The organism is Amycolatopsis sp. NPDC104775, assembly GCF_055583325.1.
In genome coordinates this window covers 1-23934 of the sequence record NZ_JBVJOE010000010.1, presented here as the reverse complement: position 1 = coordinate 23934, position 23934 = coordinate 1, and the positions used below count along the sequence as shown (strand labels likewise).

General features: G+C 67.4%; 20 protein-coding genes and 1 tRNA gene. 12 read left to right on the top strand and 9 right to left on the bottom strand.

Annotation, left to right across the window (positions count from 1 at the left end):
* Positions 1 to 219: 219 nt before the first annotated feature.
* Positions 220 to 846 carry a VC0807 family protein gene (locus tag ACZ63D_RS34450; RefSeq protein WP_465358507.1) on the top strand — a complete coding sequence of 209 codons (627 nt, stop codon included), beginning with the start codon at positions 220 to 222 and terminating at the stop codon, positions 844 to 846.
* On the opposite strand, the gene ACZ63D_RS34445 is transcribed toward ACZ63D_RS34450, so the two are convergent.
* Positions 828 to 1277 carry a MarR family winged helix-turn-helix transcriptional regulator gene (locus ACZ63D_RS34445; protein WP_465358506.1) on the bottom strand — a complete coding sequence of 150 codons (450 nt, stop codon included), beginning with the start codon at positions 1275 to 1277 and terminating at the stop codon, positions 828 to 830. The genes ACZ63D_RS34450 and ACZ63D_RS34445 overlap by 19 nt on opposite strands.
* Before the next feature lie 47 nt (positions 1278 to 1324).
* Here ACZ63D_RS34445 and ACZ63D_RS34440 point away from each other — a divergent pair, with 47 nt between their 5' ends.
* Both ACZ63D_RS34440 and ACZ63D_RS34435 read left to right on the top strand, forming a co-directional pair.
* A complete protein-coding gene (locus tag ACZ63D_RS34440) occupies positions 1325 to 1786 on the top strand; it encodes a nitroreductase family deazaflavin-dependent oxidoreductase (protein WP_465358505.1) in 462 nt (153 codons plus the stop codon).
* Positions 1783 to 2988, top strand: a complete 1206-nt coding sequence (locus tag ACZ63D_RS34435; protein WP_465358504.1) for an FAD-dependent oxidoreductase — start codon at positions 1783 to 1785, stop codon at positions 2986 to 2988. The genes ACZ63D_RS34440 and ACZ63D_RS34435 overlap by 4 nt, the downstream gene beginning before the upstream one ends.
* Here the strand turns inward: ACZ63D_RS34435 and ACZ63D_RS34430 are convergent.
* The 3 genes from ACZ63D_RS34430 to ACZ63D_RS34420 form a co-directional block, all read right to left on the bottom strand.
* Positions 2940 to 3563: a lysostaphin resistance A-like protein gene (locus ACZ63D_RS34430; protein ID WP_465358503.1), complete on the bottom strand. Its 624-nt coding sequence runs from the start codon at positions 3561 to 3563 to the stop codon at positions 2940 to 2942. The two genes, ACZ63D_RS34435 and ACZ63D_RS34430, sit on opposite strands and share 49 nt — an antisense overlap.
* Positions 3560 to 4456, bottom strand: a complete 897-nt coding sequence (locus ACZ63D_RS34425) for an NAD(P)H-binding protein (RefSeq protein WP_465358502.1) — start codon at positions 4454 to 4456, stop codon at positions 3560 to 3562. The genes ACZ63D_RS34430 and ACZ63D_RS34425 overlap by 4 nt, the downstream gene beginning before the upstream one ends.
* A 61-nt stretch (positions 4457 to 4517) precedes the next feature.
* Positions 4518 to 4964, bottom strand: a complete 447-nt coding sequence (locus tag ACZ63D_RS34420) for a MarR family winged helix-turn-helix transcriptional regulator (RefSeq protein WP_465358501.1) — start codon at positions 4962 to 4964, stop codon at positions 4518 to 4520.
* Positions 4965 to 5024: 60 nt separating this feature from the next.
* On the opposite strand from ACZ63D_RS34420, the gene ACZ63D_RS34415 reads away from it, so the two are divergent.
* Complete coding sequence (locus ACZ63D_RS34415; protein ID WP_465358500.1) at positions 5025 to 5369, top strand: hypothetical protein; 345 nt, start codon at positions 5025 to 5027, stop codon at positions 5367 to 5369.
* A gap of 857 nt (positions 5370 to 6226) precedes the next feature.
* Here ACZ63D_RS34415 and ACZ63D_RS34410 read toward each other — a convergent pair.
* A complete protein-coding gene (locus ACZ63D_RS34410) occupies positions 6227 to 7150 on the bottom strand; it encodes an NAD(P)/FAD-dependent oxidoreductase (protein WP_465358499.1) in 924 nt (307 codons plus the stop codon).
* Between the two features lie 1126 nt (positions 7151 to 8276).
* Here ACZ63D_RS34410 and ACZ63D_RS34405 point away from each other — a divergent pair.
* Positions 8277 to 8495: a hypothetical protein gene (locus ACZ63D_RS34405; protein WP_465358498.1), complete on the top strand. Its 219-nt coding sequence runs from the start codon at positions 8277 to 8279 to the stop codon at positions 8493 to 8495.
* A gap of 271 nt (positions 8496 to 8766) precedes the next feature.
* On the opposite strand, the gene ACZ63D_RS34400 is transcribed toward ACZ63D_RS34405, so the two are convergent.
* A tRNA-Ala gene (locus ACZ63D_RS34400) sits at positions 8767 to 8839 on the bottom strand.
* 907 nt (positions 8840 to 9746) lie between these two features.
* Between ACZ63D_RS34400 and ACZ63D_RS34395 the strand changes: the two genes are divergently transcribed.
* The 3 genes from ACZ63D_RS34395 (at position 9747) to ACZ63D_RS34385 (ending at position 14539) form a co-directional block, all read left to right on the top strand.
* Complete coding sequence (locus ACZ63D_RS34395; protein WP_465358758.1) at positions 9747 to 11354, top strand: coagulation factor 5/8 type domain-containing protein; 1608 nt, start codon at positions 9747 to 9749, stop codon at positions 11352 to 11354.
* 108 nt (positions 11355 to 11462) lie between these two features.
* Positions 11463 to 13115 carry an NAD(P)/FAD-dependent oxidoreductase gene (locus tag ACZ63D_RS34390; protein WP_465358497.1) on the top strand — a complete coding sequence of 551 codons (1653 nt, stop codon included), beginning with the start codon at positions 11463 to 11465 and terminating at the stop codon, positions 13113 to 13115.
* A complete protein-coding gene (locus tag ACZ63D_RS34385) occupies positions 13112 to 14539 on the top strand; it encodes an ATP-binding protein (RefSeq protein ID WP_465358496.1) in 1428 nt (475 codons plus the stop codon). Before ACZ63D_RS34390 ends, ACZ63D_RS34385 begins: the two co-directional genes overlap by 4 nt.
* A gap of 300 nt (positions 14540 to 14839) precedes the next feature.
* On the opposite strand, the gene ACZ63D_RS34380 is transcribed toward ACZ63D_RS34385, so the two are convergent.
* On the bottom strand, positions 14840 to 16159 hold the full coding sequence (locus ACZ63D_RS34380; RefSeq protein ID WP_465358495.1) for a hypothetical protein: 1320 nt from the start codon (positions 16157 to 16159) through the stop codon (positions 14840 to 14842).
* 223 nt (positions 16160 to 16382) lie between these two features.
* On the opposite strand from ACZ63D_RS34380, the gene ACZ63D_RS34375 reads away from it, so the two are divergent.
* Genes ACZ63D_RS34375 through ACZ63D_RS34365 form a run of 3 tightly spaced genes read left to right on the top strand, consistent with a single transcriptional unit; the run spans position 16383 to position 18367 of the window.
* The gene (locus ACZ63D_RS34375) at positions 16383 to 17006 is read left to right on the top strand and encodes a pentapeptide repeat-containing protein (RefSeq protein WP_465358494.1); all 624 of its coding nucleotides are present in this window, start codon (positions 16383 to 16385) and stop codon (positions 17004 to 17006) included.
* Positions 17007 to 17054: 48 nt separating this feature from the next.
* Positions 17055 to 17654 carry a sulfite oxidase-like oxidoreductase gene (locus ACZ63D_RS34370; RefSeq protein ID WP_465358493.1) on the top strand — a complete coding sequence of 200 codons (600 nt, stop codon included), beginning with the start codon at positions 17055 to 17057 and terminating at the stop codon, positions 17652 to 17654.
* Positions 17624 to 18367 (top strand): ferredoxin reductase, encoded by a 744-nt coding sequence (locus tag ACZ63D_RS34365; RefSeq protein WP_465358492.1) that lies wholly within the window; start codon positions 17624 to 17626, stop codon positions 18365 to 18367. Before ACZ63D_RS34370 ends, ACZ63D_RS34365 begins: the two co-directional genes overlap by 31 nt.
* Before the next feature lie 13 nt (positions 18368 to 18380).
* Here ACZ63D_RS34365 and ACZ63D_RS34360 read toward each other — a convergent pair whose 3' ends face one another.
* Both ACZ63D_RS34360 and ACZ63D_RS34355 read right to left on the bottom strand, forming a co-directional pair.
* Positions 18381 to 21056 (bottom strand): helix-turn-helix transcriptional regulator, encoded by a 2676-nt coding sequence (locus tag ACZ63D_RS34360; protein WP_465358491.1) that lies wholly within the window; start codon positions 21054 to 21056, stop codon positions 18381 to 18383.
* Positions 21053 to 22195 carry an Hsp70 family protein gene (locus ACZ63D_RS34355; protein WP_465358490.1) on the bottom strand — a complete coding sequence of 381 codons (1143 nt, stop codon included), beginning with the start codon at positions 22193 to 22195 and terminating at the stop codon, positions 21053 to 21055. Before ACZ63D_RS34355 ends, ACZ63D_RS34360 begins: the two co-directional genes overlap by 4 nt.
* Before the next feature lie 304 nt (positions 22196 to 22499).
* Here ACZ63D_RS34355 and ACZ63D_RS34350 point away from each other — a divergent pair, with 304 nt between their 5' ends.
* Positions 22500 to 23792, top strand: coding sequence for an IniB N-terminal domain-containing protein (locus ACZ63D_RS34350; protein ID WP_465358489.1), 1293 nt, complete (start codon positions 22500 to 22502; stop codon positions 23790 to 23792).
* Positions 23793 to 23934: the final 142 nt, after the last annotated feature.

The following is a 23934-nucleotide window of genomic DNA, read 5'->3' as shown; positions in this document are numbered from 1 at the left end:
TGTTCCTGCCTTTCGAAGTCGTTCCGATGCCGAGAAAACTACGGCGGAACGGCGGCGAAGTCGTGCGGTGCGAGGGGTATCCGCGGGTGGAGAAATCCCTCCACCCGGGCCTGGTTTTCTCCACCCGGGATACCTCCGGAGACGCAAGACCTCAGCGGGCGGCGGCCGTAGCGTTTCTCCGCGAATCCCATGAGCCAAGCCACAATCGGGGAGTACGGCATGTCTATCTTCGCCCGCAGGATGATCACCACGATGTTCCTGGACGTCGGCCTGCCCGTCGTCGCCTACTACACGGCCAACCTGCTCGGCGCGAGCGCCTACGTGTCGCTTCTGGTGGGCACGGGCGTCGCGGGACTGCGGACGGCCTGGATCGCGATCGCGCAGCGGCGGCTCGATTTGTTCTCGTCGTTTCTCATGCTGCTTTTCGGCCTAGGGCTCGGGCTGAGCTTCCTCACCGGGGACCCCCGCCTGCTGCTGGCGAAGGAATCGGTCACCACCTTCTGCGCTGGCGTGGCTTTGGTCGGCAGCTGCGTGCTCAACCGGCCTCTGTCGTACTACGCGGCACGACGCTTCGCGCAGTCGGCGGGCGGCGACCACCTGCGTGAATTCGAGGCCAGTGCGAACGACGCCACGCTGCGCCGGCGCTGGTACCAGATCTCGCTGGTGTGGGGCATCGGCTTGATCGCTGACTCGGTGCTTCGCATCGTGGGCGTCTACACGCTGCCGTTCGACACGGCGGCTGCCTGGTCGCAGGCGTTGATGGTCGTCGCGTTCGCCGGGCTCATCGGGTGGACGCTGCTGACGAGGAAGCGGGGCGAACAGCCGGCTCAGGCCCGCCGGTCGTAGTTGCGCATCGCCGCCGCGACGTCGTCCAGGAAGGACAGGACGACCGGGACGTGCTCCGGTTCGAGCCGGTCGGTGATGGCTTCGATCTCGGCGAGCAGCGGTTCCAGTGCGGTTCGGACGTCCGCGCGGGCGTGCTCGGTGGCCTCCAGGTGGAGGCGCCGCCGGTCGGCCGGATCGGCGTGGCGGGACAGGTGCCCCGCGGCGGCGAGCCGGTCGACCAGCACCGTCGCGGACGCCGAGGTGATGCCGAGCCGGGAGCCCAGCTCACCCGGACCGATCGGCTCGGAGCTGGAGACCACGTGGTCGAGGGCCTGCACGTCGGTCACCCGCAGCGAAAGTTTGCGCGCCAGTGCGGCCTGCATGCCCCGGCCCGCTTGCAGCAGCCGCCGCACCGCCAGGGAGAGGTCCCGCGCCGCTTGCTTGTCCGCCACGCCCGCATAGTAGCTAGAACTTCTAGCGACGAGGTACAGTATCGGGCATGGCTAGAAAATCTAGCGAATTAGTGCGGGTCAACGCCGAGATGGTGCGCAAGCTGCTCGACACCGAACCGGGGCCACTGGCCGAGGGCGGCTACGGGCTGCGCGTACTCGAAACGACCGGACGCCGCAGCGGCCAAACCCGGCAAACGCCGCTCGGCGTTCTCCTGCTGCGCGGCGACCGCTACCTGGTGTCGCCGGACGCCACCCGTGACTGGGTGCACAACCTCCGCGCGAACCCGGCCTGTCGCGTCCGCGCAGGCGAGGCCAACGAACGCGTCCACGCGGTCGCTGTGGACGGCACCGAGGCCGTTCCGGTGATCTCGGCTTACCTGGCCGCAGTGCAAACTCCGTGGGCACTAGCCGCTTTCCCGGTCAGCCCCGACGCGTCGGAGGCCGAGATCGCCGACCACGTGGACGCGCTCGCGGTGTTCCGTCTCGTGCCGGGAACGGACTCGGCATGAAGCCACCCGTGGTCATCGTCGGCGGCGGACCCGGCGGAATGGTGCTCGCCTACCTGCTCGGCCGAGCCGGAATCCCGGTCACGCTGCTGGAATCGCACCAGGACTTCGACCGCGACTTCCGCGGCGATTCCCTGCACCCCTACACCCTCGAACTGCTCGACACCCTCGGCCTGGCCGAGCGCCTGCTCACCCTGCCGCACCACAAAGCCCGCTTCTTCCGCTTCCACACTCCCGCCGGGTCAATCACCACCGCGGACTACGGCAAGCTCGCCTCGCCGCACAACTACGTCGCCTTGATGCCACAAGCGCACTTCCTCGATTTCCTCGCCACCGAAACCGCCGCCCTGCCCAGCGCGAGCGTCCGGACCGGAGCGAAGGTCGTGGACCTGAACCGCGACAGCGACGGCCGGGTCAACGGAGTCCGCTACCGCGACGAAGCCGGAACCCACGACCTGCCCGCCGCGCTGGTAGTCGGCGCGGACGGCCGGTTCTCCCGGATCCGCCGCCTGGCAGACGCTCCCGCGAGATCTCTCGGAGCCACCACCGACCTGCTGTGGTTCCGCCTGCCGCACCGTCCCGACGACCCGCCGGACGCCGACGTCGACCTCTTCTTCGGACGGCACCACTACGTCGGCCTGCTCGCCGGAACCAACGGCTGGCAGGTCGGGTACAGCCTGCCCAAGGGCGGCTACGCCGAGGCTCGCGAGCGCGGCGTCGGTCCAATCCGGACCTTCCTCGCCGACCACGTGCCGTGGCTGGCCGATCGCGCCGACCTGCTGACCGATTTCGGCCAGACGACCCTGCTGTCGGTCGACATCTCCCGGGTGGAGCGCTGGTGGCGGCCGGGCCTGCTGCTCATCGGCGACGCCGCGCACGTCATCTCGCCAGTCGGCGGCAACGGAATCCTCATGGCAGTCCAGGACGCCGTCGCCGCGGCCAATCACCTCGTGCGGGACTTGTCCGACAGCGCTCTCGCACGGATCCAAGCCGACCGCGAACCCGCGATCCAGCAGGTTCAAGCACAGCAAGTCCGGCTCGAACAACGCGCCGCCCGCGCCCGGGAGCGCGGCCGTCCCGCCGCTCCGCCGTATCGGCTCCTGCGCTTGCTCACCGGCATTCCCGGCGCCCGCGCCCGCGCCGCCCGCGCCAACGCCTACGGACCTACCCCGCCGCGGTTGAACTCGGCGGTGCTGGGCTCCTGAGGCGGGAAGAGGCGAGGCAGGAAGGCAATCATCAAGGCAGACCAAGTCACGTGCGTCAGCACCGGTGCCTGCACGCCGCCGCCCCAACGACGTTGCAGCGTGAACAGCGTCCCCATGACCGCGGACGCCAGCACCAAGGCCGGATTTCGCGTAGCCGTCGTCGACAGCACGTAGCGCACGGTCGAACCTCCCGCGCCGAACGCGTCGTAAAGCGCACCGCGGAAGAAAACCTCTTCAGCCGCACCCGTAACGAGCGCTGTCGTCACCACAGTCGGCGTCGAACCATGGTGGGCATGGCCGAGCACCCCCGTGATCGCGCGACGCAGCAACGGAATGCGGCGAGCAACCAGCGCGCAGCCGTAAAACACCCCGAACGCGCCCGCGCCGACCAACACCGGCTGCACGACGTCCGGACGCCCCCGAGGCGCCGACCCAGCCACTCGCGCTCCAGCGAACCAGGTCGCCGCGACCGACGCAGTCAGCACATGAAACCGCCGCGACCCCGGCTTGCTGGCCAGCGACGCGCCCAGCAGCCCCGACCCCGCCGCGGTCACCGTCGTCAGGAACGCCTTCACCTGGCCTGCCGCCGTTTCGCTCGTTCCCCCAGCGCCTGCAGCACAGCGTCGTCGTACCCCATCGGCTCGAATTCGACAATCCGGCGAATCGCGTCGTCGCGGACGACCACCTCGTTGCCCATCGAGTCGATCAACGCGCGTCCGGTCGTGGCGTCGATGTCGGTCACCAGCGAAAGCCAGTAAGACGACAGCCGAGGCGTGAGCATCGGAACCGGCACGATCACCAGCAGCCTGCCCTCGATCTCCGCCACACGCTGCAGCATGTCCCGGTAGGTCAGCACTTCCGGGCCGCCGATGTCGAACGTCCGGCCCTCGGTCTCCGGATGCTCCAGCACAGCGACGAGGTAACGGACGACGTCCGCCAGCGCGATCGGCTGAGTGCGCGTACCGACCCAGCGCGGGGTGATCATCGCGGGCAGATGCTCGACGAGCTGGCGAGTCAGCTCCCACGACGTGCCGCCGTGCCCGATGACAATCCCCGCCCGCAGCACGGTTACCGGAACGCCCGTCTCCGCCAGCAGCCGTTCGACCTCCCGCCTGCTGGCCAGATGCTCCGACAACGAGTCAGCGTCGTCCCCGAGCCCGCCGAGGTAGACGATCCGGCGCACCCCCGCCTCCGCCGCAGCACGAGCGAACGCGCGGGCCGCGTTGGCATCGCGCCGCTTGAAGTCGGCGCTATCCAAAGAATGCACGAGGTAGTAGGCAGCCTCGACGTTCTTGAACGCCTCCCGCAACGACCGAAAGTCAGCGACATCACCGCGAACCGGCTCCCCAGCCCCGCGGTAATCGTCAGGCTGCCGAGTCATGGCGAGCACCTCGTGCCCAGCCTCTTCCAGCGCCGGGCACAACCGGCTGCCGACGAACCCAGAAGCTCCGGCGACCAGTACGCGCATGATTGCGACCGTAGCCGGGGACGCGGCGATCCGCAGAATCTCCGCACCAGCCAGGTGAATCTCACTTCGCCCGCTGACGGCTCTCGATGAGCTTATGCATCAAATGCGCGAGCACCCTGTCCAGCTGGCGACCGAGTCGCGGGTCGAGTTCGCTGTCGACCGCCGCCGCCAGCGAAGCAGCCTCGCCAAGCACGGATTTCCCTTCCGCGGTGACGGAGAGAATGTGCCTGCGCCGATTCTCCGGATCACGCTGCCGATCAAGGAGACCGCCCTGCTCCAGGTGATCCGCCATCCGGACGACGAGACTCGGACTCACCCGCATGAGCCTCGCGATGTCGTCCTGAGTCCGGGCAAGCCCCTGCTCAACCATGGCGAGCATCCCGAGATGCTTCGGCGTCAGCCCGGCTGCCCGGAAGTGCTCAGCGAAATCGTTGGCCAGGTCGGTGCCGAGCACCATGAGCTTGAAAGCCGAGGACTCGTGCAACGGGCGGCCGCTCTCGGAATTCACTTCTTGACTGTACTATCCGTCAACAGTTCAATAGATGAACAGTTGACGGATGGAGGTGCGATGATCGCCTTGTCAGCGGCGAACGCCGTGGTCGCGATCGCGAGTGTCGCCTTCGCCGTGGTGGCGGCCGTACGACCAGCCGCGTTGAGCCGCAGCGAGACGCCGACGAACGGCGAAAAGTTCTACGCGACGATGTACGCCGTCAGAGCGCTACCACTCGGCGGTGCGGCCGCGGTCGTGCCGTTCGTCTGGCCTGGACCAGCCTGCGCGCTGCTCCTGATCGCGGCTGCAGTCGCGCAGGTGGCCGACCTCGTCATCGGCGTGTTCCGCCGGGAACGAGGCATGATCGCAGGCAGCTCCGTCGTGGCCGCAGTTCACATGGCGACTGCCATCGCGCTGTGGTGAAGCTGCCTTGCACTCCGCGGGGTTGACTTCGCGCGCCCCTCCAACCCCGGTCGCCAGGCTGCTCCGGCTCGCCGTGCCCGACGTCCGCCCCAACTAGCTTCCCGACGCACTCGATCGCACCGGTCCCCAGTCGGATCCACGGGTTGTCCGAGCCTTGCCGATCGCGCAACTCCGAGCCCGAGATGCCGTTCGGCAAGCTCGACGGGTGCGCCCGCCCGGCTGTGCCGTACGCGGGACCACTCCCGCTCGCAGGGAAACCCACGATCCTTCAAATCAGTGCGATCATCGTCGGGACCACCCCCGCTGGGGCGTCGCCCGGTGCCTCCTGGACGACGGCACCATCGCCGCACCCGACCGCGGCACCGGTCTGCTGGATCCTGCTCTACGGCCAGACCCCGGCCCCGAGCACCAGCCCCACCGTCGACCACATCACTCGCGCACACGGCAATGTCCGCCCATGACTCGGCCGACAACCGCTCATCCGGCCCAGCCCCGTTTCCGATCTCATGCTCGCTCTGGTCGAAACCCGCCGCACTCACACTTCGTCGGCCGTACCGACGACCACCGCCGCCAGCCTCGCGAAACGCCTCACCGAGCAGGGCGTCCTTCGAACCGCTTCGAACCGCCCAACGACCGGCCCGGCCATCTCGCCGATGATGAGATGCACAGTCCCAGACACTCATTGCCACACCGATAACCCCGGTGAACGGGAAATCAGCAGGGAGGCGGGGTGGGCGCGGAAGGGCAGTCCGCCGGGATCGGTCTCTCAGGAGCTCGTTGCTGCCTGGCTCCAATCAAGCTCGCGGACTGCGGCGTGGTCAATCGGCTCCGATACCGTCGAGGTGCGCCCACGGCGCTCAATCGAGGGACCCGAGGAACAGTTCCTGGTTAATCGTCGTAGCAGCAACGAAGCCCATGGCCGCGGCCGAGACGACGAAAGTCATCCCGGAAGGGCTCGACTCCCGGCGAGCCAAGTCGCCCACCGCATAGATACCCGGCACGCTGGTCCGTCCGGCGTCGTCCACGCGAACACTGTCGTCGTCCAACATGACGCATCCCAACTGCTCAGGTAACGCGCTCGCCTGGCGCGTCGTGGCGTGCAGGAACACGCCCGCACACCGCAACGGAAGCCCCTCCTGGAAGACCACCTGCTCCACGCCGCCGTCACACCCCTCCAGCCGGCAGACCCTTTCCGTCCGCACTGACACGCCGCGCGCACGGAGTACGTCCTCGTCGCCAATGTCAGAAATTCCGTTGGTGCACAGGGTGATTTCGGTGCTCCACTGCGTCAGCTGCGCGGCGAACAGCGCGTCAGCACCGCCGCCGGTGGCCAGAACCGCCAACGGCTGATCCCGCATCTCCCAGGCATGGCAGTACGGACACCCCATAACGCCCCGGCCCCATCGCTCGGCAACACCCGGAATGTCCGGCAGGTCCTCCTTCACGCCGGTTGCCAGCACGACCCGGCGAGCACCCACAGTTCGGCCGTCGTCGAACTCGACCGAAAACTGGTCTTGCCGACCGCCGACTTCCCGAACCTGCCCACTGCACACTTCGACGTCGGAGTATTCCGCCAATTGCTTCATGCCGACCAACCGAACCGCATCCGGGGCCATTCCCTCAGCAGCGAGCATGCCGTGCACGCCGACGGCCGAAGAGTTGCGACCCGCGCCGCCGTCGACCAGCAACGCCCGGCGTCGAGACCGCCCCAGTACCGTCGCAGTGCTCAACCCGCCCGGCCCGGCTCCAATGACCACTACGTCGTACTGAGCTCCCGTCATGTAGCTCGCCTTTCTCAGTTGTGTACTGCCTGAAAGCGGGGGAATGACCGAAGTCCACGTGAACGCGCTTCCCACCCCGCTCGCTGACGTCGGCGCGCTGTCTGACCGGCTGCCAAAGCTTGCCGCCCCGCCGCGGCGGCGGTTGGCGGCCGACTACCCGGTTCACGCGGGTCCAACCACGACTCGACGTTGTTCTGGAAAACGACGTAGGCCAGCGCGCCACCCGAAACGTCAGCCTTCGTGTTATGCAATGTGAACCGTTGCGCAAGCCAAGCACTGCGCCCATGCCGCCATGTCGAAGTCGCAACCTGGGATCTTCCGCAGCCGTCGGCCCTTATCGTGCCGCCTTCGCGCAGTACTCGCGTCCGCTCGCTCCGCGGCCCGATGAGACGGTGCAGTTCCTCGGCGGAGGCACCGTGTTTGCCACTGGTGACCTGCAATCGACGCACATAGTCTTGGCACCGTCGTAGCGAGGTGGCCAAGCGCACCGCGACTTCGCACGCTGTGGCATGGGAAGGACTGCGTCCACGCGCCTGTCGCCGCAGTGCGTTCCGCCCATGCGAGTTCGGCGACGACAACACGCCAGCAAGACGCAGACGGGCGGGCACTGGCGCAACTGACATCGACGCCAGGATCCCTGTCGATCCCGGCCGGTTGCTCCGGGAACGACACCCGGAGCGAGAAGCCTCGGCCCAAGGCGGAATCCCGCCCTGACGGTGCCCGCCCATCACCACCTTCGGACGGTTCCTGTCTGCAGACCCCGTCGAAGGCGGCAACGCCAACGACTACATCTGCCCTGGCCGGGAGTTCGTACGATCTGATTGACCGGCTTCGGTTGGCGCATGCAGTGGCTCTGACTCGTATTCTCGCGGGTGGAGGCTGTCACAACGCTGGAACCGCGCGGAAAAGGTGCTCACTGCGATTCCGCGCGAGCTGCAGGTCCAGCGCGTGACAGCGATGACATCGTGTCGGGGGCCAACGCCGATGGTCAGTTGCGTGTGCCACCGCGACCGCGGCGCGTCGGGACAGACGCGGGAGTCTTTCCTAGCGGACCGCACCGCTCGTGCGAGCAGGACAACAGTGCCGGGTCTCGTTGCCGAACGCGGGATCGGGCTTTGAAAATCCAATGAGGGTCTCGGCCGCTGCGGCCGACGCCGTGCAAACCACTGTCGACGCCTACGACGACGTGGGCCGGTCACTGACCACGAAGCTCGAGAACAGCGCGCTCGCCGCCACGACTTACGACAATGCGGGCGAGCCGTCGGGGAAGGTGACCTACGCCAACAGTGCCGCCTTGACCGCCATCAGCAAGGACGCCTCGGGCCGCCCGACGTCGCTGGGCTGAAAGATCAGCGACAACAAGACGGTCGTTTCGCAGGTCAGCAGGACCCGATCATCAGCTTGTCGTGCAGAAAGACCGTCACAGCAATCACTCGATCGGTGAAACGCTCTGGAGCAGAACCTGCGCCCGGTCCGAAATGAGGTCAGGGACTGCTCCAGCGTTGCTCCCGCTACTGAACGATAGCTGGAGTCCGGCGCTGCGAAACTCAAGGTTTGGCGGCACAAAAAACCGCCCTGCTGGATCATGAGACCCAACAGGGCGGCTTTCGTCGCGGTGGAGCTAAGGGGACTCGAACCCCTGACCCCCTCACTGCCAGTGAGGTGCGCTACCAGCTGCGCCATAGCCCCGAAGCGGAGGTGAACTCCGCGTCTCGTATGGACATACAGTACACCCCGCCTTGAGCGGCTTCGGCGGGGGGTCGGTTATGTGCCGCGGTCCTGTTCGGAAGCCGCGTCAAGCTGGCCAACCCGGTATCGCATCCATTCGCTCCGGGTGTGTTTGTGCAGGTCGCCTGCCCTTCCTGACTTTTCTTCGGGTTTGCGTTGAGTGTCAGTGTGTCCGCGGTTACATTCCTCGACAGTCGCGACGTCGAGCCGCCTCTGCCCCGCCAGCGGGCCCCCTCGCGGCTGAGGTCGCCCTGATGGTCCCGTCCCGGCAAGGAGGTGGCTAATGAGCACCGGATCACGGAGAGTGGCTGATGCGGCTCTGATGCCGTCGACCTGGGCCGGTCGCTTCCCTGGGCTGCCCCTCGTCTCTCATCGTGAAACGGACACCGAAGCGCGGCCCGGCCATGTCACCACGGTGGCTGCCCAGCGACTCGCTACTCCGCTGCTCGCCAGCACCGCCTCCTTGGCCCGCTTGTACACCCGTACCAGAACAAACGCGCACGATCGGCACCTTCACCTCACCCACGAAGGCGATGCAGAGACGACCACCCACCTCGCCAGCGTTCTCTCGGCAAAGGACAAGAACGCCTCGGAAACCCACGTTGCCGCGGTCCCGCCGCGACTGCCGTCCATCGAGCCTGACCCGCAATGGCCTGCGCATCCGGTCCCGGCGGGTGTCGATCTTGACTCTGGCCAAGACCGCAGTCCATGCCCGGCCGGGCTAGCTGCTGGTCGCACGACGTCGCAACCGCACGGCCATCAGGCTGCCTCCATCCAGTCGTTCACACTGACCTCTGTGGGTGGCACTACTTCTCCGCCGCCGGGACAAGTGGACCTGGGGCCGAACGTCGTCGTTTTCGATCCGTCGATGCCGAGCGCGAGCATCCAGCACAAGCTGGACGCGATCTTCGCGGAACAGGAGAAGAACCAGTTCGGCAGTCAGCGCTACGCAGTCCTGTTTAAGCCGGGCACGTACTCCAACGACGTGAACGTCGGCTTCTATACCCAAATCCTCGGCCTGGGCAGCACACCCGACGCCGTGACGATCAACGGCGCGGTGCACGTAGAGGCAGACTGGTTTCCCCCGAACAACGCGACCCAGAACTTCTGGCGCGGCGCGGAAAACCTGTCAGTGAACCCCGTCGGGGGCGCGGATCAATGGGCGGTTTCGCAGGCGAGCCCCTACCGGCGCATGCACGTCCGCGGCGACCTCCGACTCGACCACGGCGGCGGCTGGTCGAGCGGGGGCTGGATCTCGGATACGAAGATCGACGGCCAAGTCCTTTCCGGGTCGCAGCAACAATGGATCTCGCGCGATTCGCACTTCGGCAGCTGGACCGGGTCCACTTGGAACATGGTGTTCGTCGGAGTGGACGGCGCACCCGCCGGCACCTTCCCAGACCCGCCGTACACGACGATCGACCAGACCCCGGTCGTCCGCGAGAAGCCGTGCCTCCAGGTCGACGAGCGTGGGCACTACCGGGTGTTCGTGCCCGCGCTGCGATCCAACACCTCCGGGGTCACCTGGGAGCACGACAGCGCGCCAGGGGCTTCGCTGCCGATCGACCAGTTCTTCGTCGCGAAGCCCGGCGCTACCGCGGCCGAGATGAACGCAGCACTGGCGGCGGGTAAAAACCTGCTGATCACCCCAGGCGTCTACCACCTCGATCAACCGCTCCGCGTCACCCACTCGGACACCGTGGTCCTCGGTCTTGGCATCGCGACCCTGGTACCAGACGGCGGGATCACCGCGATCGATGTTGACGACGTGGACGGGGTGAAGATCGCCGGCCTTCTGATCGACGCCGGGACGACCTCGTCGGCCACGCTCATGCGGATCGGCGATCCCGAAGCGAACGCTGACCATTCGGCGAACCCGACGTCTCTGCACGATGTCTTCTTCCGCGTCGGCGGTGCCGCCGCGGGCAAAGCGCGCACGAGCCTCGTCGTCAACAGCAACGACGTGATCGGCGACCACCTGTGGCTCTGGCGAGCCGACCACGGGCCCGACGACAGCCACGTCGGCTGGGGTTCCAACACCGCCGACACCGGCCTGGTGGTGAACGGCGACGATGTGACGGTCTACGGATTGTTCGTCGAGCACTTCCAGAAGACCCAGGTGACCTGGAACGGAAACCGCGGGCGTACCTACTTCTTCCAGAACGAGATGCCCTATGACGTCCCCGACCAGGCAGCCTGGATGAATGGCGAGAGCGCGGGCTATGCCGCCTACCAGGTCGCCCCGGACGTGACGAGCCACGAAGCCTGGGGCTTGGGCAGCTACTGCTTCTTCAACATCAACCCGTCGGTGACCTGTTCGCACGCCTTCGCCGCCCCAGCCGCGCGGGACGTACGGCTGCGGAACATGGTGACGGTTTCGCTCAACCACCAGGGAACGATCACTCACGTGGTCAACGACGTCGGCGCAACCACCCCAGAGGACACGAAACCGGTGAACTTGGTGCGCTATCCGTAGCCACCACCTGAACAACCGGTGCCCGCCGCGGTGGCGGCCGCGGCGGGCACCGGTCCCTCGTTCTGTTGCTTGCCACGACAGCCGGCGGGACACCGTAGGCTGTGCCGTGTGAGCCAGCCGATCCTGATGACCGTCGACGACGACCCCGCCGTTTCGCGGTCGGTGGCGCGCGACCTGCGTCGCCGCTACGGCAAGGACTATCGCGTCATCCGTGCCGATTCGGGGGCCGACGCCCTCGACGCGCTTCGCGAGATCAAGCTGCGCGGCGACGCCGTCGCGGCCATCCTCGCCGACTACCGCATGCCGCACATGGACGGCATCGTCTTCCTGGAGAAGGCGATGGACCTCTTCCCCAACGCCCGGCGCGCGCTGCTGACGGCTTACGCCGACACCGACGCCGCGATCCAGGCGATCAACGTGGTCGACGTCGACCACTACCTGCTCAAGCCATGGGACCCGCCCGAGGAGAAGCTGTACCCGGTCATCGACTCTCTCGTCGAGACCTGGCTCGCGGTCGGCGACCGTCCGGTGGAAGAGACGAAGCTGATCGGGCACCGGTACTCGGCACCGTCGTTCCGGATGCGCGACTTCCTCGCCCGCAACGCCGTCCCGTACCGCTGGTACTCGGTCGACGACGAAGAGGCGGGCCGCATCCTTCAAGCCGCTGGCGCGTGCGAGACCGACATCCCGGTCGTCGTGACGCCGGACGGCACGGTGCTGAAACAGCCAACGGGAAGCGAGATCGCCGACGCGGTGGGCCTTTCCACACAGCCCGCGCAGGACTTTTACGACCTGGTGGTGATCGGCGGCGGTCCGGCCGGTCTCGGTGCCGCGGTGTACGGCGCTTCCGAGGGGCTTCGGACCGTCCTGGTCGAGCGCAAGGCCACCGGCGGCCAAGCCGGAACCAGCTCGCGGATCGAGAACTACCTGGGCTTCCCGGACGGAGTGTCCGGCGCACAGCTCACGGATCGAGCCCGCCGCCAGGCGCAGAAGTTTGGCGCCGAAGTGCTCACGGCTCGCGATGTCGTGGGCCTGGAAGCGCGCGGGTCGAGCCGCGTCGTGACCTTCGGCGACGGATCCGAGATCGCCGCGCACTCCGTGATCCTTTCGAGCGGCGTCAATTACCGAGCGCTGGAAGCTGAAGGAATCGAGCAGCTGACCGGCCGCGGCGTCTACTACGGCTCCGCCGCGACGGAAGCGCCGGAGTGCTCGAACGACCACGTGTACATCGTCGGCGGCGCGAACTCCGCGGGACAGGCGGCGGTCTTCTTCTCCAAGCACGCCACCGACGTGACGCTGCTGGTGCGCGGCGCGTCGCTGGAGTCGTCCATGTCGCACTACCTCATCGAGCAGATCGCTGCCATCGAGAACGTCCACGTCCGCACGCACACCACGGTGGTCAAAGCGCATGGGGACGATCACCTCGAGTCCATCACGGTCTGCAAAGACGGCGTGACCGAGAAACTGGACACGGAACACCTCTTCATCTTCATCGGAGCCGCTCCGCGCACGGAGTGGCTGGGGAAGGGCGTCCTCCGGGACGCCCACGGATTCGTCCGGACCGGCCCAGACCTCGTCGAAGACGGACGCAGGCCGCCGGGATGGCCGCTGGATCGCGATCCGCATTACCTGGAGTCGTCGATTCCCGGCGTGTTCGTGGCCGGAGACGTGCGCTCGCAGTCGGTGAAACGCGTGGCGTCCGCCGTCGGCGAGGGCGCCATGGCCGTGACCCTGGTCCACCGTTACTTGGAGGAACAGTGACTCAGCCCGCCTTGCCGCGCGAGGAACTGCGCAGCCTGTTTCTGTTCGAGCATCTCTCTGACGCGCAGCTCGATTGGATCGAGCAGAACGCGGTACGCGAGGAGTTCAAGGCCGACTCCGTTGTGATCCGCGAAGGCGACCCGGCGACCTGCTTCTACGTCCTGCTCAACGGCGCGCTGCGGATGACCCGTGTGGTGGCCGGTGCCGAGGTCGAGATGAAGCGATCCGACCAGCGTGGTTCCTATTGCGGCGCAACGCAATTCCTGGCTTACCAGGACAGCGAAGCCACCTACGGCGCGACGATCTACGCGGTCAGCGACCTGACTTTTCTCACGCTTCCCGCGGCGGAGTTCGCCGTCGAATTCCGGCAGTGGTTCCCGATGGCGGCGCACCTGCTGGAGGGGATGTACCTCGGCTGGCGCAACACCGACGCACTGGTGTCGTCGCGGCGCCGGCTCGTCGCTCTCGGCGAGCTGTCCGCTGGGCTTATGCACGAACTCAACAACCCGGCCGCGGCCGCGGTACGGGCGACTGCCGCGCTGCGCGAGCGAGTCGCCGGCATGCGGCACAAGCTGGCGATCCTGGCGAAGAAGGACATCGATCCGGACCTGCTTGAGCTGCTCCTCGACGTCCAGGAACGGTTGGTGAAACAGGTCGGCGACGCGCCCAAGCTCTCCGCGATGCAGCAGGCCGATCGCGAGGACGAGATCGGCGATTGGTTCGACGACCACGGCATCGACCAGGGCTGGGACCTCGCCAGCATCTTCGTCGCGGCTGGGCTCACCCCGAAAAACCTCGACCACGTTCTCGAGTCGGTGGGCGAAGGGCTGCTCGACGGTGCGATCCGCTGGCTCGCGTACGCACTCGAAACCGAGATGCTGATGGGCGAGATCGAAGACTCGACCAGCCGGGTTTCCACGCTCGTGGGCGCGGCTAAACAGTACTCGCAAATGGATCGCGCGCCGCACCAGTTCATCGACGTCCATGAAGGACTCGACTCCACGCTGGTGATGATGTCGGGCAAGCTCGGCGAGGGAATCCGCGTGGTCAAGGAATACGACTGCTCGATCGACCGGGTCCCTGCCTACGCCGCCGAACTGAACCAGGTGTGGACCAACATCATCGACAACGCGGTCGGCGCCATGGGCGGCGAGGGAACGCTGACCCTGCGCACGTGGCAGGTCGGCAAGCAGGTGCGCGTTGAGATCGGCGACACCGGTCCGGGGATCCCGGAGGAGGTGCGCCAGCGCATCTTCGAGCCGTTCTTCACCACCAAGGGCGTCGGTGAGGGCACCGGGCTCGGCCTGGACATCTCGTGGCGGATCGTCGTGGAACGACACTCGGGCGACATCAAGGTGACTTCGGAACCGGGTGACACCCGTTTCGAGGTCTGCCTTCCGGTGGAGGAACAAGCGTCGCTCTGAATGCGCACTTGGCCGCGGCGAACCGGCACGTGGCCCGGATCTTCGGGTTCTTCGGAGTAGCTCTGCGGCGGCGGTCATCAGTGGTATCCCCTCGGAGCGAATTGGCGGCTCGATTCCGAGGTTAGCCCACCGCGCCGACAGGATTTCGGGGCGTTTTCGAGTTTCCCTTGTGCGCCAACGGTTTTCGATCTATGCCCGATCGGGTGATGATTGGGAACAGATGTTCGAGCACTCTGGATCACGGCAGCGTCGCGTCCATTGCTCGGGCCCAGAGGGGGCCCGGTGGGCGCCGCCGCCGGTTCAGGGGAGGGACCGTGATCCGAATCCGGGAAGTGTCAGTGTCATTGCCGCTGTCGTCAGCCAGGTCAGCATGTCCGGCAACGGAATCCGGGCGAGCCGTCCAGGCCATTCGTCGGCTGCGATCGTCAGCGCGAGCTCGTCTTCGTCCGGCCGGATTCCGGTCAGGCGCAAGCCTTTCGGCAGCTCCGGGAGAGGAAGCACGATCGGCCGGATCCGCTTCGGCGGACGCCTTGTCCACCGCCCGAGATGGAGCGCGGTCGGGGTCAGCACTATTGCTTCGTCTTCGATGTCTGCGACGAGAGTCAAGTGCCCCCAGTGCGGACGCTTCCGCCAGCGCACCCGAAAGCCTTCCGCATGCGGCGTCGCGATCAGATCCGGACGTGCCGCGGCAACCCGTTCTCGCACCACGGTTCCGCTCATTTCTATCTCAAGTTCGACAGATCCGGGAATCACCGCTGGCGAAGGCAATCCTCGAAGCCGTACGTCCTTGGCGAGCACGGTTACGCGCCGCAGCGGAATGCGGTCGACGCCTGGTTGCGCAGGCGACTCGACAACTGTCCGAGTTGCCGGGTCGGCTTCGCGACCGGTGGTCGAGCGTCCGGAATCGCGTCGAGAAGTCGATGGTTCAGCTTCGTACTGTCCCGCGTTTGCTGCGTCAGGTCCCGAGCTGGGGTTCCGCGCTCCAGCACCTGATTCGTCTTCCACGATTCGGCGATTACGTTGCGCCTGAACAAAATCCGACGATGCCGTGTTCTCTCGTGGACCGGACAGGCGTGCGTCAGTTCGGTCGTCGGCGGACTGTGCGATGCGACCAGGCGCAAGGCCAGCCACGTCCGGCGAGCCGTCCGTCGTGCTCGTTTGGCCGACGTGAGGCCGAGTGCCCTTCGTCGCCGGCATGTCGACCGCGTCCGCGTTGGTCGGGTCCTTCGTTCCGCCACGCGCGTTCGGCGCTGCTGCGGCCGCTCCATTTCGAGACGAGCCGGCAGAGCCGGCAAGGCTGCCAGCGCCGCGCTGAACGGGGCCCGCCGGGCTGTTCGGAACGGGCCAGTCGACATCTTCCGCGACAAGTCGGACGTCTCCCACCCGGCCGGTGGCCAGCCGAAGCGAGTCCGCCGGGTAATCGAGTTCGGTGAGAGTCAGGCCGACTTCGTGGCCTTGCACCGTCGTCTTGAGGCGGCGGCCCACCAGTTGCTCGGTGACAGTTCGAGCGAGCGCGGCCGGGGTCGCGGGCACTGCGGGCAGCAGTGCCCGGCCCGCGGCGGCGAGGCCCGACAGTTCGGGCCAGGGCACCCAGGTATCGAACCATCGGCCTTCGCTCATCCGGTCATCGTATGGCGGTCCCGAGCTGACCGCTGCCCGCTGTGGCATGGGCCGCGTAACGGAGAGGAAGAGGACGACCACGCAAGTCGCCTGACTAACGGGCGTCACAGCGGATGCTGCAGCCCCGATGATTCTGGCCGCCACCAGCCAGAATCCCGTGCCGACGAGACGCTTGACGTCATGGCCGCACCCCATCGGCCGCGCAGCGAACTAGGCTTGGCGAATGTCTGAACAAGACCAGGAGCCCTCTGGGATCGAGACAGTCGAGGACCGCGTCTACCGGCGAGAAGACTGGTATGCGGAAGAGTTCACAGCACGTCGATTCGTGCGCTGTGAGTTCCATCAGGTCGATCTCACCGAGGCGGTCACGCGCGGTGTCGCCTTCCTGGACTGTGTGTTCGGAAACGTCCAGTTCAACGCTTCCCGGCACACCGACTCGGCGTTCACCGGATGCGTGTTCAAAGGATGCAACCTGTTCGATGCCGAGTTCACCGGATGCAAGCTGGTCGGCAGCCGATTCCAGGACTGCGACCTGCGGCCGTTGCGGGTGACCGGCGGAGACTGGTCTTTCGTCGGCTTGAACGGCACCGACCTGCGTGGAGTCACGTTCCAGGGCGTCCGGATGCGAGAAGCCGACCTCGCCAAGGCGAAGTGTTCCGGAGCAGTGTTCACCGACGTGGATCTGTCCGGGTCGGAGCTGCAGGACATCGACCTCACCCGCGCTGAGCTGCGGGGAAGCGATCTGTCCTCGCTGGACCTGACTCGCGCGTCGCTGACCGGCGCGATCGTGTCCCCGGAACAGGCGGCGGTGCTCGTCACGTCGCTCGGGTTGCAGGTGCGCGGGTAGTCTCGCTTTCTGAGGGACTGGCTGTCGGGTACGTCCGGAGGGAGCGCGATGGGAGTCGTCACACCAGGCTTCACCGGACGCGCCCGCGGTTCCAACCCACGGCTGCCGCCAGGGCAGTACCTCGCCGAAGACTTCCCCGTTCTCTCGGCCGGGCCAACTCCCCGGGTGAGCACCGAGCGGTGGGAGTTCGCGGTGGTGACCGAGAGCGGCGAACGTCGCTCCTGGTCGTGGCCGGAGCTGATGGCGCTGCCGAGCGAAAAGATCACTGTCGACATCCATTGCGTCACTCAATGGTCCAAATTGGACACTCATTGGCGGGGCGTGTCAGTGGACACGCTCGTCGGTGATCTCGATACGGCCGCTGATTACGTCATGGCGCACTCCTACGGCGGCTACACCACTAATCTTCCGCTCGCGGACCTCCTCAGTGGACAAGCCTGGATCGCCTACGAGTACGGCGGCAAGCCGCTCTCCCCGGAACACGGCGGCCCCGCTCGGCTGCTGGTGCCGCACCTTTACTTCTGGAAGTCCGCGAAGTGGGTCCGAGAACTGCGACTCGCCACGAAGGACGATCCGGGCTTCTGGGAAGCGGCTGGCTACCACGATTACGGAGATCCATGGCGGGAACAGCGGTATCAGGGCGACTAGCGTGGCGTGTCGCCCGGCTTGCCGAAATTAGGCAGGAGACACCGACCGCGCGCACCCTCGTCTTCGACATCCCAGGGTGGCCAGGCCATCTCGCGGGACAGCATGTGGACGTTCGCCTCACCGCAGCCGATGGCTACACGGCGCAACGCAGCTACTCCCTCGCTGCGCCGGCGAACGGAGACCGGATCGAGCTGACTGTCCAACGGGTAGCCGACGGCGAAGTGTCCGAACACCTCACCGGCCCTTACGCCATCGGTGACCCTGTCGAAATCCGCGGCCCGATCGGCGGCTGGTTCGTGTGGCGTCCCACCGATTCGGCTCCGGTGCTGCTTGTCGCTGGCGGTGCAGGCATCGTCCCGCTGATGGCGATGATCCGGGCTCGATGCGAAGCTGGCAGCAAGGCGCTGTTCCGGCTGGTCTATTCGCTGCGTACCCCAGCGGAGCTTTACTACGCCGAGGAACTGCGTCAGCCATACCCAGGCTTGGACGTCACTTACGTCTACACGCGGGAACTCCCGGAAGGGCAATCCGGCATTCCGCGGCGCATCGACGTCGCCACATTGAACACCGCCGCGTGGCCGGCCGACTTCGGTGCCACCACATACATCTGCGGGCCGACCGGGTTCGTGGAAACCGCCGCGGACATCATGCTCGCGCTAGGACACTCGCCGCACTCGATCCGGACCGAGCGTTTTGGCCCCAGCCGGGACTGAGGCCGTCCAAAGGTCAGTGCACGGTCGGTTTGGCGAGTAGCTCGCGCAGGGTCGCGAGCAGTTCGCGACGGTCTGCGGCACCGAGTTTGCCGCGGATGCGGGCCATGTGGTGTTCGACAGTCTTGCCGGAGATGAAAAGTTTGCTGCCAGCTTGTTTGTAAGTCAGGCCGTCGACCACTAGCCGGGCGACCTCCAGTTCGCGTTCGCTCAGTGCGCTCAAACCGGTCGCCGCGCCTGGTGTCGGGGTGGCGGACTCGAGACGTCCCGTCGTGCCTTGGAACTGCCGAGCTGCTTCGAGGAGTTGGACCATCGCCTTGCGGTCTGAGGTGCGAATCGCGGCTTGGCCCGCCAGTCGAGCAGCGTCCCAGCACAAGTCCAGCTCGTGAAGTTCTGCGGCAGCTGCGGAGATTTCGCCTGGGTCGAACGTGCCGCTGAGCACTTCAAACCAACATCCAGCGGCACGGGCGAGTGCAGCTGGATAGCGGCCGCAGTCTGCGAAGCGGTTCAGCGCTGCCAGTTGCTGTTCTGCGGTAGCGCGATCTTCCGTGGTAATCGCGGCGTGGAGTTCATGCCAGCATAGCGAGACCGTCCACAAAGGAGGGTTGCCGAGACGGTCGAGCATGGCGTGAGCGCGTTCTAGCCGGCGGGACAGCTTGGCGTGCGCACCGGTACGGGCGGCTGCGATTGCCAGCTCGCCCAACGGCAACAGCGTGAACAAGTCCACTTGCTGACGCATGGACGCCTGGTACGCCCGCTCCCACGACTGTTGCAGCCCGACCAGATCGCTTGCCCGCCGGGCGAGGCCGAGTTCTAGCGTCGCGAAGAACAATTCGTCGCGGGCTTCGAGCTTGGTGCTGGCGACGGCGTCGCGATGCTCAGTCGCGGCGGCGAGATGGCCGCCGGTCATCGCGACCCAGCCGAGCAGAAGTCGGTGCCGGGTGGCAAGGAGGTCGCCGCCGACGCTGCTGGCTAATGCTCGCTCCAGTACTGATTCTGCGAGCGCCAGCTCACCTGCGTGCAGACCCGCGAGTGCGGCGAGCGCCGCCGGGCTGTCCGGAAGTGGTGCGCCGCCGACCGCCGGTTCGAGCATTGCTGCGGCGCCTACGAGGGTCGGCAACGCTTCCGTCCCGCACCCGTGCACCGATTCCACGATCCCACTCGCTGTTCGCGCTGCGGCACCGGTGAACAACGTCGGCGCGGCTCCCGGCATCGGGACAGTGGCGACAGATTGGCCGTCGGTGGTCTGGCCAGTTCCGACGAGGGCGATCGTGGCGAACGCGTCCACCGCGCCAGGGCCTACCCAGCGATAGCTTTCGCCATTGGGCTGCGATGGCGTCGCGAATGACGGACTGCCGTTGGATACGTATGCGGTCGGTGGCGCGGAGGCGTCATCGATGGCGATCCCGGCAGCGTTCGCGTGGCGGGGTAGTGCGGAAGGTTGGGAGGCGGTGGGGTCGGCTGGCGTGGGGTGGTCTGAGTGGCTCGTTGCTGCGGAAGTGCGGCTCTCGTTGCCAGCTTGAGCGGAGTTATGGCCACCGGCGTTGGATCCCGGAGTGGCTGTGTGTTGGCGAGACCAGCTGTCCGTAGCTGCGGCCCAGCGGTACAGCTCGGCGGTGCGAGCCAATTCACCGCGGTGAGCCAGGACTGTCGCGGCGATCTCGGCACCGGCGGCTCGTGCTTCAGGGTCTTCGCCGGACAGCATGCCGTCGCCTAGGCGGAGGGCGGTGTCCAAATCCCCGGACAGTGCGGCGGCGCGGGCCCAACCCGCCGTGGTCGCGGCGTCGCGGGCACCGGCTTCGGCCGCGGCTTCGAAGAGGCGTGCGGCGTGCTTTGGGTCGGTGGGAAGTGCTTCGTTCGCGGCGGTTGCGAATGCGGTTGCCGCGGAGGCACCGGAGCTGCCGGCATCGAGCAGAGACGTCGCGAGGTCCAGTACCGGCAGGCCGCGGGTCAGCTGTGCTTCCACGAGTTGTTGCAGCACCGCAAGGCGACGGGCCGTTGGTCCGTAAGCCCGCACTGCTTCGGCGGCGGCAGGCAGGAGAACGTCCTCGGCGTCGAGGAGGCCGGTGGCGCGAGCACCGTCGACGACTTCAGGCAGTTCGTCTGGAGTGCGCTCCAACAAGGAGCACAGCAGGTCGAGGTTGCGAGCAGCACCGGCCTCGGCGGCGATGAGGTAGCGGAGAACGTCGTCGTCGAGTGCGGCCAGCTCAGCGCGGAAGTCGGCGAGACGGGCGGTTACGACACGTTCTACGAGGCGGGGGACACCGCCAGTGCTGGCGTGCAGCACGGCGGCGTCCGTGGCGCGGCCGGTGAGTTGTTTCGCGAGCTTGCCGACTTCGTCGACGGTCAGCGGCGGCAGCAGCAGCGTTTCGCCGAGGGTCCGCAAGGCTTGCGCGCGCGGGTTCGGGCGATGGGCCACCACGAGCGGTCCCTCTTTGGCGGACGCGAGCATGGTGAGCCGGGTCAGGTCTTCGTCATCGAGTTGGTCCGCGTCGTCGATGACGGTTGCCTCGACACCCGCTTCGCGGTAGCTGCGGTCGAGGGCGCCCAGCAAAGCAGTCTTGCCGTAACCGCCTGGTGCGACGACCACGAGCCGGACGGGGGCCGTGGGGGTGTCGGCGAGTTCTTCAAGGAGGCGGCGGGCTGCGGGGTGGACGGCGTCGTTGCCGGTTTTCGCCAGCAGTGCGTTCAACAGTGACCTTCACCGGAGGGAGCCGTGGCTGGGTGGGCGCACGAGCTCAGGACAGGGGGACGGGGAGAGACGGGTTCCTTGCCAGCGGTCGCTTCGTGTGAAGTGAGGACCGCGATCAGGACCGAGGAACTGATCGCCAGCACTGCGGCCGCGGCGGCGAGGGGTCGCCATCGACGCAACAGTTTGGCAGCGCCCTCGGGCTCCGGCAGCGTGAATGGAGTGATTTCCACCGGCGGCCGCTCGGGTCTTTCCGGGAGTTCGGGTTCGCGGTCGACCCGCGGCAGCAACGTGGTTTCGGGAGCGGGGGCTTCCCTTCGCGCGAGAGGCCTCGTCCGCTGGCTGGCCAGGATCCCCGCCCCGATGGCTGCTGTATCCGCGGGTTGAGGGCCGGTGAAAAACGGGCAGGGCAAGCGTCCGGGGAGACTGCCCTGTCCGGGTTCGCCGCAGAACACGACGCCGGCCAGGGATTCGGGGGCGACCTGGGCCGCCTGCGCGAGGCCGAAAGCGGTCTTGACCGCAGAAGCCGGCGCGATGCCTTCAGTGCTGGTGCGGGCGATCCAGCCGCTGGCTCCCGAGGCTGTCGCCAAAGTAACGGTGACGCCGTCTGGGCCGAACTCGCACACTGCGGCCGTCCGGTCGCCCGCACCGGGCTCCGGAAGGTGGGCATAGAGGGCGGCGACCGCGCTGGGAACGAGAGTGACCGCGGTGAAGCCGGACTCTGCCAGCGACTGGCGCAGGAGTTCGCGTCGGTAACCGCCCCAGTCACCGGGGTGGGTGACGACGAGCTGGCGCGGCGGTTCGCCGGTCTGGCTGGCCGCGGCGTCGGCGACGCCTTCGATGAATACTGTGGTCAGGGATTCCGGCGTGAATGGTTCGCTGCCAATGAATACCGGCACGTCGTCGCCGATGCGGCGGTGGAAACCGGTGATCAGCCGGGACGGCACCGCAGCGCCGGCTTGGGCCGCCGCGTCGCCGGTGAGCAGGTAACCCTCGTCGTCGAGAAAGAGTGCGGTCGCGGTCGCTGGCGACGTCTCGCCCAGCCACAACGGCTCGGGATCGTCCCACCGGTCACCTTGCCCGCGACGGAGCGCGGCGTGGGTCCGGGCAGCGCCGAGGTCGATGCCGAGCACGTAGGGCACCGCCGCTTCCTCCCTTCGTCGCAGTCAGGGTTCGGCCAAGGGGCGTAACTCACTGAACGGATACGCATCCTCACCCGTTCGGGTCAGACGGGCAAGAGTGGGGTGGGATTTAACCCAACCGGGTTCCGCGTGTCCGATCCCCTAACTCCCTAACGATCTCATATCGACCCCCTAACGGCTGAGCGAGGCGCGACTGGGTGTAAACCCCGATGTGAGCGGGGGTGCCCCGTCCCTACGTTGGGCGCCACGCCCGGCCGGGGAGGGCCGGGCATTCCCCGTAATCACGACAAGTGGAGATCCCCCCATGGACTCGGTGCAGACTCTGCACGACTTCACACTCAGCTTGCTGCAAGACCCGTCCGCGCTCGCCGCTTTCGGCCAGGACCCGCAGGCCGCGCTGGCCGCTGCCGGGCTGGGCGACATCAGCGCCGCCGACGTGAACGAGGTCGCGCCGCTGGTGCTCGACTACGTCCCGGTGGACCACCTGGCCTCGCTCGGCCACCTGCCCCAGGCGGGCGACCTGACCACTGCGCTCGGCGACGGCCCGCAGGGCGCGATCGAGCAGCTGCAGGCACTCACCGCTTCGCTCGGTGTCCCGGCTGGCGGCGCGGCGGCGCCCGCGGGCACGCCTGAGCTGCCGGGCCTCGGCGAGTTGCCGTCGGTGCCGGGCTTGGGTGAACTGCCTGGTCTTGGCGAGCTGCCGGGCGCGGGTGCTCTGCCGGCCGTCGGTGACCTGCCCGTCGTCAGCGATGTGGCTGGTGCTTCGGCGCTTCCCGCTGCTGGCGAGCTGCCGGGTCTCGGCGAACTGCCGTCCGTGCCGGGCGTGGGCGATCTGCCCGGCCTTGGCGAGCTGCCGGGTGCCGGTGCCCTTCCGGGCGTCGGTGACCTGCCTGGTGTCGGCGACGTCGCCAGCGCGCTTCCGGCCGTTCCGGCGCTGCCGACGGCTGGCGAGCTGCCGTCGGTTCCGGCTGTCCCGGCCGTTCCGGGGCTGCCTTCGGTGCCGGGTCTCGGCGATGTGCAGAACGCTGCCGCGTCCGTCACCGCGCTTGTGCAGAACCCGACCAGTGCACTCGCCCTGGGCAACGACCTGGCCAGCGGCCTGGACTCCAGCGCCGTCGCGCAGGCGAGCGGGCAGGCGGCCGCCGCGGCTGACGGTGCCGTCTCGCAGGTGCAGCACGTCGGCGGCGAGCTCGCGGCGGCTTCGCCGGTCAACGTCGGCGACCTGCCGGCCGCGAGCTCCGCGGCACCGGTCGCCGCTCACGCGACCGAGGCTGGCGGCGGGATCGCCGGGCACGTCAGCGACGCTGTCGGGACCGTGACCCAGAACGTGGGCAGCCTGAGCAACACGCTCAGCGCCGACGGGCTGAACCACGCGGTGAACGGCGTGACCCAGCAGGCGCACTCGCTCATCTCGCACGGCGAGGCCGAGCGTTCCGACGCCGCGACCGAGGCGCACACCGGGACCGACGCTGGCGTCGGCATGGTGCACGACACCGTCTCGACGGTTTCCGACCTCGGGCACCAGGGCCTCGGCCTTGACCTGCACGCCGGTGCGGAGACCTCGCACGGCGGCGGTGAGCTGCACATTTCCCTCTGAGGCAGTGCAATTTGGGAGTGGGGGGGGGGGGTGGGGGGGGGGGGGGGGGGGAAAAAAGGGGGGGGGGGGGGCCCCATACCGAGGGGAACAAGGGTCTCCAGAGGGGTCGCAGGTCTTGCGCGGAGTTTTCAAGAGACCCCAA